Source organism: Rhodoferax sp., from assembly GCF_012927445.1.
Lineage (GTDB): Bacteria > Pseudomonadota > Gammaproteobacteria > Burkholderiales > Burkholderiaceae_C > Rhodoferax.
The window spans coordinates 16,162-28,076 of sequence record NZ_JABBPD010000002.1; the positions used below are offsets into that span (position 1 = coordinate 16,162).

At 58.4% G+C, this 11,915-nt stretch carries 12 protein-coding genes and 1 tRNA gene; 11 read left to right on the plus strand and 2 right to left on the minus strand.

Going from position 1 to position 11,915, the window contains the following annotated elements; all coding sequences use genetic code 11:
• Window positions 1–54: 54 nt before the first annotated feature.
• The gene (gene ygiD / locus HHJ17_RS02705) at window positions 55–912 is read left to right on the plus strand and encodes a 4,5-DOPA dioxygenase extradiol (protein WP_296503203.1); all 858 of its coding nucleotides are present in this window, start codon (window positions 55–57) and stop codon (window positions 910–912) included.
• 132 nt (window positions 913–1,044) lie between these two features.
• On the opposite strand, the gene HHJ17_RS02710 is transcribed toward ygiD, so the two are convergent.
• Complete coding sequence (locus HHJ17_RS02710; protein WP_296503206.1) at window positions 1,045–1,860, minus strand: Rossmann-like and DUF2520 domain-containing protein; 816 nt, start codon at window positions 1,858–1,860, stop codon at window positions 1,045–1,047.
• 143 nt (window positions 1,861–2,003) lie between these two features.
• On the minus strand, window positions 2,004–3,200 hold the full coding sequence (locus HHJ17_RS02715) for an amino acid aminotransferase (RefSeq protein ID WP_296503210.1): 1,197 nt from the start codon (window positions 3,198–3,200) through the stop codon (window positions 2,004–2,006).
• 177 nt (window positions 3,201–3,377) lie between these two features.
• Here HHJ17_RS02715 and uvrB point away from each other — a divergent pair, with 177 nt between their 5' ends.
• The 10 genes from uvrB (at window position 3,378) to HHJ17_RS02765 (ending at window position 11,779) form a co-directional block, all read left to right on the plus strand.
• Window positions 3,378–5,513: an excinuclease ABC subunit UvrB gene (uvrB, locus tag HHJ17_RS02720; RefSeq protein WP_296503213.1), complete on the plus strand. Its 2,136-nt coding sequence runs from the start codon at window positions 3,378–3,380 to the stop codon at window positions 5,511–5,513.
• Window positions 5,514–5,608: 95 nt separating this feature from the next.
• On the plus strand, window positions 5,609–6,145 hold the full coding sequence (locus tag HHJ17_RS02725) for a Fe-S cluster assembly transcription factor (protein ID WP_296503215.1): 537 nt from the start codon (window positions 5,609–5,611) through the stop codon (window positions 6,143–6,145).
• A gap of 53 nt (window positions 6,146–6,198) precedes the next feature.
• Window positions 6,199–7,419 carry an IscS subfamily cysteine desulfurase gene (locus tag HHJ17_RS02730; protein WP_296503217.1) on the plus strand — a complete coding sequence of 407 codons (1,221 nt, stop codon included), beginning with the start codon at window positions 6,199–6,201 and terminating at the stop codon, window positions 7,417–7,419.
• Between the two features lie 18 nt (window positions 7,420–7,437).
• Entirely contained in the window at window positions 7,438–7,836 is a 399-nt protein-coding gene (gene iscU / locus HHJ17_RS02735; protein ID WP_296503219.1) for a Fe-S cluster assembly scaffold IscU, read from the plus strand.
• A gap of 1 nt (window position 7,837) precedes the next feature.
• Window positions 7,838–8,161, plus strand: coding sequence for an iron-sulfur cluster assembly protein IscA (gene iscA / locus HHJ17_RS02740; RefSeq protein ID WP_296503222.1), 324 nt, complete (start codon window positions 7,838–7,840; stop codon window positions 8,159–8,161).
• Entirely contained in the window at window positions 8,158–8,691 is a 534-nt protein-coding gene (gene hscB / locus HHJ17_RS02745) for a Fe-S protein assembly co-chaperone HscB (RefSeq protein ID WP_296503223.1), read from the plus strand. Before iscA ends, hscB begins: the two co-directional genes overlap by 4 nt.
• 24 nt (window positions 8,692–8,715) lie before the next feature.
• The gene (gene hscA, locus HHJ17_RS02750) at window positions 8,716–10,572 is read left to right on the plus strand and encodes a Fe-S protein assembly chaperone HscA (RefSeq protein WP_296503226.1); all 1,857 of its coding nucleotides are present in this window, start codon (window positions 8,716–8,718) and stop codon (window positions 10,570–10,572) included.
• 22 nt (window positions 10,573–10,594) lie between these two features.
• Entirely contained in the window at window positions 10,595–10,933 is a 339-nt protein-coding gene (fdx, locus tag HHJ17_RS02755; RefSeq protein WP_296503228.1) for an ISC system 2Fe-2S type ferredoxin, read from the plus strand.
• A 30-nt stretch (window positions 10,934–10,963) separates the two neighbouring features.
• Window positions 10,964–11,665, plus strand: a complete 702-nt coding sequence (gene dnaQ, locus HHJ17_RS02760) for a DNA polymerase III subunit epsilon (protein ID WP_296503230.1) — start codon at window positions 10,964–10,966, stop codon at window positions 11,663–11,665.
• 39 nt (window positions 11,666–11,704) lie between these two features.
• Window positions 11,705–11,779: transfer RNA gene (locus HHJ17_RS02765), tRNA-Val, on the plus strand.
• Window positions 11,780–11,915 lie beyond the last annotated feature (136 nt).

An 11,915-nucleotide genomic window follows, 5' to 3' on the forward strand; every position in this document is an offset into this window, starting at 1 on the left:
TAAATCACGGAAAATTGCAGACAAAGCATTGATTTCAGCAATTTGGGAGCCTGGATGCACAATATTTCAAATAGTACCGCCTTTGATTCACTCAAATCATTGAGAAAAACGGCCAGAATGCCCGTCATTTTTCTGGGTCATGGGAGTCCCATGAACGCGATTGAAGACAACGAGTACCGCCGCAGCTGGCAGGCCTTGGGCACTGAATTTGGTGTCAAGTGGCCCAAGCCACAACTCATTGTGTGTGTTTCGGCGCACTGGCTGACCAGCGGCGGGTGGCTGACCGCCATGGCCCAGCCCAAAACGATTCACGATTTTGGGGGCTTCCCGCAAGCGCTGTTTGATCAGCAATACCCGGCGCCGGGTTTTCCTGCAGCAGCGCAGGAAATCAGCATGGGCCTCCAGCAGCCGGACAGTGCCCAACCGGTGTCACTGGATTTGCAGGAATGGGGCCTGGACCATGGGGCTTGGTCCGTGTTGAAACCGATGTTTCCGCAAGCCGACATTCCGGTGATTCAGCTCAGCATGGACTACAGCCGCCCCCCAGCGGAACATTACGCGCTGGGCCTGCAACTCAAGGGCTTGCGCGATCAGGGGGTGCTGATTGTGGGCAGTGGCAATATCGTCCATAACCTGCGCACCATGCAGATGAACGCGGCGCCACATCAGGCGTACGACTGGGCGCTGGAGTTTGACCAAACCATGGCGGACTATTTACAGCAGGGCAATCACGCCGCGGTGCAGGATTTTCAGAGCCTCGGGGCGATCGCCAGGCAGTCGCATCCGACGCATGAACATTTTTTGCCCCTGCTTTATACCGCCGGGGCCGTGGACGCCAACGAGCCGCCGCAGTTTTTCAACACCAGCTTTCAGGCGGCGTCGATCTCGATGCGCTCGGTGCTGTGGGGCTGAGCGCTGCAAAGTTCGGTTGACGATGATTGCGGGCTATTTTTAAGCCATTTCAGCCTCTAGCCCCCGCGCTGTATGCGTGAGCAGCTATTGAAAAAATAGTAAATTGAGTTGGCTTGAAATGCCGCTCTGCAATCAACGGGCCGCCAGCTTGGCCGCCAACTGGCTCAAGGCCACATAGGCTTCGCCTGCTGTGGCGTTCCATGCGCTCACAGCTTCGCCCTGCCGTTGCACCAGCGCCAGATCGCCGCGGGCGGCGGGGCCGGTCAGCGCGCCAGCGGGGCCCAGGATCACGATGTTGTCCACCACGTTTTTCAGCAGGGTGGCGTTGAGGTGGGCGGCGACCTCCGGCGGCACGCCAGTCGCCGTCCATAACTGGTTGGCCAGCGCTTGCAATACCGGGGTAAAGTTGGTCGCGAACACCGCCCCTGCGTGGTACAGCAACTTGTGTTCGGCGGCCAACGCGAAGCAGTGCGCCCCAATGGTGGTGAACGACGGTTCAAGTTCGCTCAACGCGGCGGGAACCCCTTCCAACGCGCAAGGCGTGCCGGCGAATTGTTGCCGCGCGCTGGCCGGGTTGGCAAAGCTCAACAGGCAATGGGCGCTGGCGACCTGCCAGCCCAAGGTCGTCAAGGCCGCTAGTTCGCTCGACGCCAACGCGCCGCTGCAATGAAAGGCGATGGCCGCCGGCCTCGTTCCCCAAATTGGGGCTAAATGGGCGGCGACTTCCACGATCTGTCGGTCCGGCACTGCCAGCATCCAGACATCGGCGGCGCGCATGTCTACGATCTGGCTGACCGCGCGACCGGCACCGATAAAACGAATTGCGTCAGCCGCTGACCCTTCCGAGCGCGTCAGTACATCCTGCACGCGGTAGCAGCTGCTGTCATGCCACAGCCGCGCCAGCGTCTGGCCCACGCGCCCGCAACCGATGATGTTGAGTGACTTCATGCCGATGCGCTCCGGGTTGCTATTAAAAAAATAGCTGCCTTCGCCCGTTGGACGGGGGCTAGGCAGCTATTTAATATAAATTAGGGGAGCCGGCTGCAGCTACATAAAACGCGCCAGCACGGACCCCAACGGATCAAGTGAAATCAGACGACCTTGGCAATCGACGCGCAGACGTAGTCGATGTTCTTGCTGTTCAGGGCTGCCACACACATGCGGCCCGTGTCGGTGCCGTAAACGCCAAACTCGCTGCGCAGACGCACCATCTGGTCCTTGGTCAGGCCGGAGTAGCTGAACATGCCGATTTGGGTGGTGATGAAGCTCATGTCTTGCTTGACACCGGCGGCTTTCAGACCGTCCACCAGCTTCTGGCGCATGGCCTTGATGCGCACGCGCATCTCGCCCAGTTCTTTTTCCCACAGCGCGCGCAGTTCGGGGTTGCCCAGCACGGCGGCCACAATCGCGCCACCGTGGATCGGTGGGTTGGAGTAGTTGGTGCGGATCGCGATTTTGAGCTGGCTCAACACGCGGTCCGCTTCTTCCTTGCTCACGCACACCACGCTCAGGGCGCCGACGCGCTCGCCGTACAGGCTGAAGCTCTTGCTGAACGAGGTGGAGACGAAAAAGTCCAGACCGGCGGCGACGAATTTACCGATAACGGCGCCGTCTTCGGTGATGCCATAGCCAAAGCCCTGGTAGGCCATGTCCAGGAATGGCACCAGATTCTTGGTCTTGACGGCGGCAATCACTTGGTCCCACTGGGCGGCGGTGATGTCATAACCGGTGGGGTTATGGCAGCAGGCGTGCAGCAAGATGATGGTGCCGGGAACGGCGGCATTCAGGTCGGCCAGCATGCCGTCAAAGTCAACGCCGCGCTGGGCGGCGTCGTAATAGCGGTAGGACTCAACCGTGAAACCGGCGTTGGTGAACAGGGCGCGGTGGTTTTCCCAGCTCGGGTCGCTGATCAGCACCTTGGCATTGGGGTTGAGTTTCTTCAGGAAGTCGGCGCCGATTTTCAGGCCGCCGGTACCGCCAATGCCTTGCACAGTGGCCACGCGGCCGCTCTTGACAACGTCGCTGTCAGCACCAAATACCAGTGACTTGACGGCGGCGTCATAGGCGGCAATGCCGTCAATGGGCAGGTAGCCGCGCGGCGTGGGCTTTTCCATCATGGCTTTTTCGGCCGCTTGCACGCATTGCAGCAATGGCAGCTTGCCGTTGTCGTCGAAATACACGCCCACGCCCAGATTCACTTTGGCGGGATTGGTGTCAGCATTGAATTGCTCGTTTAAACCCAGAATCGGGTCGCGGGGGGCCATTTCGACAGCGGAAAAGAGTGACATGTAAGAGTCCTGTGAAGAGAAGTCTGAGAAAAAACGAAAATAGCGGTCAACCACTATGTTGCCAAGTATTTTACCGGCCGCTCCAGCCGCCCGCGCACGCCCTGTCGGGATGCGGGTGCAAATGGAGCGCATGATCTTTAATTTTGACCTTTGGCCAGCACTTTGAATCGCCTCGTTATGCCCGCACCCACCCCGATTGCTCTTGCCACTCCTGACGACGTCACCCCGGTTCGCACCGGCACCTTTGTGCGTTTTCCTGATTCGCCGTTTGAGTTGTACCAGCCCTATCCGCCGGCCGGCGACCAGCCGGAGGCCATCAACAAGCTGGTTGAGGGGGTGAAGGACGGGGAGGTGTTCCAGACCCTGCTGGGCGTCACCGGCTCGGGCAAGACCTTCACCATGGCCAACGTGATTGCCCGTTTGGGGCGTCCGGCCATCGTCTTTGCACCCAACAAGACGCTTGCCGCCCAGCTGTACAGCGAGTTTCGCGAGTTTTTCCCGAAGAACGCGGTGGAGTACTTCGTCAGCTATTACGACTATTACCAGCCCGAGGCCTATGTGCCGCAGCGTGATTTATTCATCGAAAAAGACTCGGCCATCAACGAGCACATCGAGCAGATGCGCTTGAGCTGTACCAAAAGCGTGCTGGAGCGGCGTGACGTCGTGATCGTGGCCACGGTCTCGGCCATTTACGGTATCGGCCAGCCCGAGGCCTACCACCAGATGGTGATGACCCTGCGCGCTGGCGACAAAATTGGCCAGCGCGACCTGATCGCCCAACTGGTACGCATGCAGTACCAGCGCAATGACGCCGATTTTTCGCGCGGCAAGTTTCGCGTGCGCGGCGACACCATTGATGTGTTTCCGGCTGAGCACAGCGAGATGGCGATCCGTATCGAGCTGTTTGACGACGAGATTGAGTCGCTGCAGCTGTTTGACCCGCTGACCGGGCGCATCCGCCAGAAGATTCCGCGCTTTACCGTGTACCCGAGCAGCCATTACGTCACGCCGCGTGAACAGGTGCTGGCTGCCGTGGAAACCATCAAGGTCGAGCTGTCGGACCGGGTGAAGGAATTCGTCAGCCAGGGCAAGCTGGTGGAGGCCCAGCGGCTGGAACAGCGCACCCGCTTCGATCTCGAAATGTTGAATGAAGTCGGGCATTGCAAGGGCATCGAGAACTACACGCGCCACCTCAGCGGCGCCGCCCCCGGCTCGCCGCCTGCCACCTTGACCGACTACCTGCCCAAGGACGCCATGATGTTTCTGGACGAAAGCCATGTGCTGATCGGCCAGTTTGGCGGCATGTACAACGGCGACCGTTCGCGCAAGACGACGCTGGTCGAATATGGTTTTCGCCTGCCCAGTGCGCTCGACAACCGGCCGCTCAAGTTTGAAGAGTTCGAAACCAAGATGCGGCAGGCCGTTTTTGTGTCGGCCACGCCCGGGCAGTGGGAAAAAGACCATTCCGGCCAGGTGGTGGAACAACTGGTCCGCCCCACCGGGCTGGTCGACCCTGAAGTCGAGGTGCGCCCCGCCACCAATCAGGTGGACGATGTGCTGCAAGAAATCCGCATCCGGGTTGAAAAGCATGAGCGGGTGCTGATCACCACGCTGACCAAGCGCATGGCCGAACAGCTGACCGATTATTTGAGCGACAACGGCGTCAAAGTGCGCTACCTGCACAGCGACGTGGACACGGTGGAGCGGGTCGAAATTTTGCGCGACCTGCGGCTGGGCACCTTTGATGTGCTGGTCGGCATCAATCTCTTGCGCGAGGGCCTGGACATTCCCGAGGTCTCGCTGGTGGCGATTCTGGACGCCGACAAGGAAGGCTTTTTGCGCTCCGAGCGCTCGCTGATTCAAACCATCGGCCGGGCGGCGCGGAACCTGCATGGGCGGGCCATTTTGTACGCGGACAAGATCACCGAGTCGATGAAGAAGGCAATGGGCGAGACCGAACGCCGCCGCGCGGCCCAGGTGGCGCACAACCTGGCCTATGGCATCACACCGCGTTCCATCGTCAAGGAGGTCAAAGATTTGATTGACGGGGTGTACAGCGAAAAAGCGGGCAAAGAGGCCGAAAAGCTGGAGCGTGATGCCATGCAACGGGCGCAGGTGGAGGATATGAGCGAGAAAGATATTTCGCGTGAAATCAAGCGGCTGGAGAAGCTGATGATGGAGCACGCGCGCAATCTGGAGTTCGAAAAAGCAGCCCGGGTGCGGGATCAATTGGGCATCCTGAAGGCGCAGGCCTTTGGTGCCTCCGGCAGTGATAATCTGCTGGTTATTTCGTCTGGTGGTAAGAATTCGTAAATGTGACTGATCAGTCTAGTTACCCGAGCAAATTGCTGGGTTTCTTGCTATACTCGACTGCGATAGTCAACTTAATACGACTGAAGGAGTAAGCGATGCGTCTCACCACCAAAGGCCGGTTTGCGGTCACCGCGATGATTGATCTGGGTCTGCGCCAGAGTAACGGCCCGGTGACTTTGGCTGCCATCAGCCAGCGTCAGCAGATCTCCCTATCCTATCTGGAGCAGTTGTTTGGCAAGTTGCGTCGGCATGAGTTGGTTGAATCTACCCGGGGTCCCGGCGGCGGCTATACCTTGGCGCGCAGCCCCGCTGAAATTACGGTCGCCGACATCATTCTCTCGGTCGACGAGCCGATTGACGCCACCCAGTGTGGTGGCAAGGAAAACTGCTTGGGCGAGGGCGCCCGCTGCATGACGCACGATCTGTGGGCTTCGCTCAATGTCCACATGGTGGAGTTTCTGGAGTCCGTGACGCTGCAAAAGTTGGTCGACGAGCAGTTGGCCAAAGGTTTGCAGATTGAGGACAAGCCGACGCTCAAGCGGGCTATCTCCAGCATGCCGGTGGTGAAGCCGATTCGGATGAATGTGCCAAATTCAGTGTTTGCACTGGGCAATGCGTTTTCCAAAATGTAACGGCCGGCCAGTCAATAATTGAATTTCTTATAAACAGTAGTAGCGAGCTCGTGATGGATACAACACCGCATTTCCCCATTTACATGGACTACAGCGCCACAACCCCCTGTGATGATCGGGTCGTGGACGCCATGATTCCCTGGTTGCGCCAGCACTTTGGCAACCCCGCTTCCCGCAGCCATGCGTGGGGCTGGGAAGCCGAAGCCGCGGTTGAAAAAGCGCGCGAGCAGGTGGCTGCCTTGGTGGGCGCCGATCCGCGCGAAATTGTCTGGACTTCGGGGGCGACCGAGTCCAATAACCTGGCGCTCAAGGGGGCGGCTGGTTTTTACAAGACCAAGGGCAAGCACATCATCACCGTCAAGACCGAGCACAAAGCGGTGCTCGACACCTGCCGTGAGTTGGAGCGGCAAGGCTTTGAGGTGACTTACCTTGATGTGCAGGCGGATGGCTTGCTGGATCTGGAAGTCTTCAGGGCCGCGATTCGCCCCGACACCATTTTGGCAAGCGTCATGTTCGTCAATAACGAAATCGGTGTGATTCAGGATATTGCTGCCATCGGCGCGATCTGCCGCGAGAAAGGCGTTGTTTTTCACGTCGATGCAGCACAAGCAACCGGTCGGATCGACATTGATTTGAGCCAGTTGCCGGTTGATCTGATGAGCTTGACCGCTCATAAAACGTATGGCCCTAAAGGTATTGGCGCCTTGTTTGTGCGTCGCAAGCCGCGTGTCCGGATCGAAGCGCAAATGCATGGCGGTGGTCATGAGCGCGGCATGCGTTCCGGCACCTTGCCCACGCACCAGATTGTGGGTATGGGCGAGGCCTATCGCATTTCCAAAGAAGAGATGGCGGGCGAGAACGTTCGCATTCGTGCCTTGCACGACCGCATGCTGGCCGGTCTCAAAGACGTCGAGCAGGTGTTCATTAATGGTCACCTGGACAAGCGTGTACCGCACAACTTGAACATCAGTTTCAACTATGTGGAGGGCGAGTCTTTGATCATGGGCATCAAGGGGCTGGCGGTGTCCAGTGGCTCGGCGTGTACCTCAGCCAGTCTGGAGCCCAGCTATGTGTTGCGTGCTTTAGGCCGCAGCGATGAACTGGCGCACAGCAGCCTGCGCATGACGATTGGCCGCTTCACCACCGCAGCCGAAATTGACTACGCCGTTGACACCATCAAAGTCAACGTCGCCAAACTGCGTGATTTGAGTCCCCTTTGGGATATGTACAAAGAAGGCATTGACATCAGCACCATCCAATGGGCTGCTCACTAACCACACGAGGTAAACAAAATGGCATATTCTGAAAAAGTCGTTGACCACTACGAAAACCCCCGCAATGTCGGCTCCTTCGACAAGGGCGATGATTCTGTCGGCACCGGCATGGTCGGCGCCCCGGCGTGCGGCGACGTCATGAAACTGCAAATCAAGGTCAACCCCGAAACGGGTGTGATTGAAGACGCGCGTTTTAAAACCTACGGCTGTGGCTCGGCCATTGCCTCGTCATCCCTGGTGACCGAGTGGGTCAAGGGCAAGACGCTGGACCAGGCCGCTGCGCTTAAAAACAGCGAAATCGCCGAAGAGTTGGCTTTGCCGCCAGTCAAAATTCACTGCTCCATCCTGGCGGAAGACGCCATCAAGGCCGCTGTGAATGACTACCGCCAAAAACACAACGTTGCACAGACACACTGACATGGCCGTTACGCTGACTGAAGCTGCTGCCCGACACGTGACCCGCTACCTTGCCAAACGCGGCAAGGGGGTTGGGGTGCGACTGGGTGTCAAGACCACCGGCTGCTCGGGCCTGGCTTACAAACTTGAGTATGTGGACGAGGTCGGGCCCGAAGACATGGTGTTTGAGGGCCATGGCGTCAAGGTATTGATTGAGCCGAAAAGCTTTGCTTACCTGGACGGCACCGAGTTGGATTTTGTCCGGGAAGGCCTGAACGAAGGCTTCAAGTTCAACAATCCCAAAGAGCGCGATCGCTGCGGTTGCGGCGAGTCGTTTCGGGTGTGAATCTCCAATCCAGCGATTTCGAGCTATTCGGTCTCGAACCCCAGTTTGCGCAAGACCGCGCAGCCATTGACGCGCGCTGGAAAGACCTGCAGCGCGAGGCGCACCCCGACAAGTTTGCGGCGCAGGGTGCTGCCGCGCAGCGCGTGGCGATGCAATGGTCGGTGCGCATCAATGAGGCTTACCAGCGACTGAAAGACCCGCTCAAACGGGCCGCCTATCTGTGTGAGTTGAACGCCGCGCCGATCAATGCCGAGAACAACACAGCCATGCCGACCGCGTTCTTGATGCAGCAAATGGAGTGGCGCGAGGCTTTGGATGAGGCCAGCAGCGCCACTGATCTGGAGACTCTTGGCGACCAGGTCGCGTCGGCCCGGCGGGAGACGCTGCAAAAATGCGGCCAATTGCTGGACGTGCAGCGCGACTACCCAGGGGCGGTGCAACAGGTGAGGGCGCTGATGTTCATCGAACGCTTCTCCCGTGATGTTGATGCCCGCCTTGACCAAATGGACACTGCAGAGCGGGGACAATAGCGCCTCGATCCGAACTAAATAATCATGGCGCTTCTACAAATATCCGAACCCGGTCAGTCCCCCAATCCGCACCAACGGCGCGTGGCCGTGGGCATTGACCTGGGAACCACCCACTCACTCGTGGCCTCTGTGCGCAACGGTGTTTCCGAATGCCTGCCGGATGACCAGGGGCGCGTCATTTTGCCGTCGGTTGTCCGCTACGTTGAAGGGGGTGCGCGTCAGATCGGTTTTGACGCCGAGGCGGCACTGGCGCTGGACCCTGAAAACACCATTGCCTCCGTCAAACGCTTCATGGGACGTGGTTTGAAGGATGTGATCGGTCATGGCAAGCTGCCGTACCGTTTTGTGGATCACCCGGGCATGCTGGGCATCCAGACGGTACAGGGCGAAAAGTCACCGGTGGAGGTGAGTGCCGATATTCTGGCCACCTTGCGCTACCGGGCCGAAGACACGTTTGGCGACGATCTCTTTGGGGCCGTGATCACGGTGCCGGCCTATTTTGATGATGCCCAGCGCCAAGCCACCAAGGACGCAGCCCAGTTGGCGGGCCTGAACGTGCTGCGCCTGATCAACGAACCCACGGCGGCCGCGATTGCTTACGGGCTGGACAACGCCAGCGAAGGGGTTTATGCCATTTACGATCTGGGGGGTGGCACCTTTGATATTTCCATTTTGCGACTCACCCAAGGCGTCTTTGAAGTGGTGGCCACAGGGGGCGACTCCGCGCTCGGTGGCGATGACTACGACCATGCCTTGGCCGACTGGGTGCTGGCGCAGGTGGGAGTGCAGGCCCCTACCGCCTCTGACAAGGCCGCCGTCAAGGTGGCGGCACGCGCCTGCAAAGAAGCCCTCTCTGCTACTAAATCAATAGCTTTAAACGCAGCATTGACGGGGGCTACCGTCGTATTTGATGTAAATATTGAGCAGTTCGAGACGATCACAAGCAGTTTGACCGCTCGCACCCTCGTGGCGGTGCGCAAAGCCTTGCGCGATGCCAAGCTCTCGGTGGACGAGGTAAAGGGTGTGGTCATGGTGGGCGGCTCCACCCGCATGCCGCAAATTCAAAAAGCGGTTGCCAGTTTCTTTGGCCGCGAGCCCTTGACCAACCTGAACCCCGATGAGGTCGTCGCGTTGGGCGCCGCCATTCAGGCCAATCAATTGGCGGGCAACAACACCACCGGCGATCTGCTCTTGCTGGACGTGATTCCCCTGTCGCTCGGGATTGAGACCATGGGCGGCTTGGTGGAGCGCATCGTGCCGCGCAATGAGACGATTCCAACCGCCAAGGCGCAGGATTTCACCACCTACAAAGACGGTCAGACCGCACTGGCGCTGCATGTGGTGCAAGGTGAGCGCGATCTGGTGGCGGATTGCCGTAGTCTGGCGCGTTTCGAGTTGCGTGGCATTCCGCCGATGGCGGCTGGCGCGGCGCGTATCCGTGTCACCTTCACCGTGGACGCGGATGGGCTGTTGAATGTCAGCGCCAAAGAACTGATCAGTGGGGTGGAAGCCCGGATTGACGTCAAGCCCTCTTACGGTTTGGGCGACGATCAAATTGCCAGGATGCTGCAAGACAGCTTTACCACGGCCGAGGCTGACATGAAAGCGCGCGCCTTGGTGGAGGCCCGAGTCGATGGGGATCGCATGCTGCTGGCGACACAAAGTGCCTTGGCGGCCGACGGTGATTTGCTGTCGAGTGCGGAGCGGGCCGAGATTGACGCCTTGATGGCGTCGGTCAACGCCGCCCGGTCGCTGGAAGAGGCGGCCCTGATTGAAGCCGCCACGCAGGCGCTGGCCAAAGGCACCGAGGCCTTCGCCGCGATGCGGATGAACCGGGGCATTCAAAAAGCGCTTGCCGGAAAAAACATTGAGACGGTCTGAACCAGACTCATCGGAAACACATATGCCCATCATCAAAATATTGCCGCACCCTGAGTACTGTCCGCAGGGCGCCGAAATCTCGGCACCCGCCGGCACCTCGATTTGTGAGGCCTTGCTGGACAACCACATCAACATCGAGCACGCCTGCGACATGGTTTGTGCCTGCACGACCTGTCACGTCATCGTGCGCGAAGGGTATTCGTCGCTCAATGCACCGGACGAGAACGAGGAAGACATGTTGGACCGTGCCTGGGGTCTGGAGCCCCAGTCGCGTTTGAGTTGCCAGGCCGTTCTGGCGCAAAAAGACGTGGTGGTGGAAATACCCAAATACTCCATCAACCACGCCAAAGAAGTTCACTGATCGTCACTCACGCCTTATCGTAAATTCTGTATGCGTCAAATTTTTCTTGATACCGAAACAACCGGCTTGTCAGCCGACAACGGCGACCGCGTGATTGAAATTGGTTGTGTCGAGTTGCTCAACCGCAAACTGACCGGCAATAACAAGCACTTCTATCTGAACCCTGGGCGCGACAGCCATGAAGAGGCGCTCAAGGTGCACGGCATCACCACCGAGTTTCTGAAAGACAAGCCCAAGTTTGCCGCTGTGGCCGATGATCTGCTGGAGTACCTGCAAGACGCAGAAATCATCATCCACAACGCGGCGTTTGACGTTGGGTTTCTGAACAAGGAACTCGAGCTGATTGGTCGCCCGCCGTTCAAGGAATTTGTAGCCAGTGTGATCGACACCTTGGTCATGGCCAAGGAAATGTTCCCCGGCAAACGCAATTCACTGAATGCGCTGTGTGACCGGTTGGGCGTTGACAATTCGGGACGCACCCTGCACGGTGCGCTGCTGGATGCCGAGCTGTTAGCCGACGTTTACATCAACCTGACGCGTGGACAAGATGCCTTGCTCATCGATGTAGGGACGGCCGAAAACGAAGGACTCAGGGTGGTGCAGATTGACCTGCGGGGCTTTGATCTCCCCGTCCTGGCTGCCAACGACCAGGAGATTGCGGCGCATGACGATGTTATCAAGCAGATTGATAAATCAAGTGGCAGTAAAACTGTGTGGCGAGTTGCCGTCTGAAGATGTGGCATAATTCGAGGCTTGCCTGAACAGAATTCAGGGCGATTAGCTCAGGGGTAGAGCACTGCATTCACACTGCAGGGGTCGCAAGTTCGAAACTTGCATCGCCCACCAAATTATTGGTTATAAATCAAGGACTTACGAGAAATCGGAAGTCCTTTTTTTACGTCTGTACGGAAAAAGTACGGAAAATAAGGGGTTGGTTGTACGTCTTTTCCGTACTTGGCTAAACACGGTACACGCCAAATTT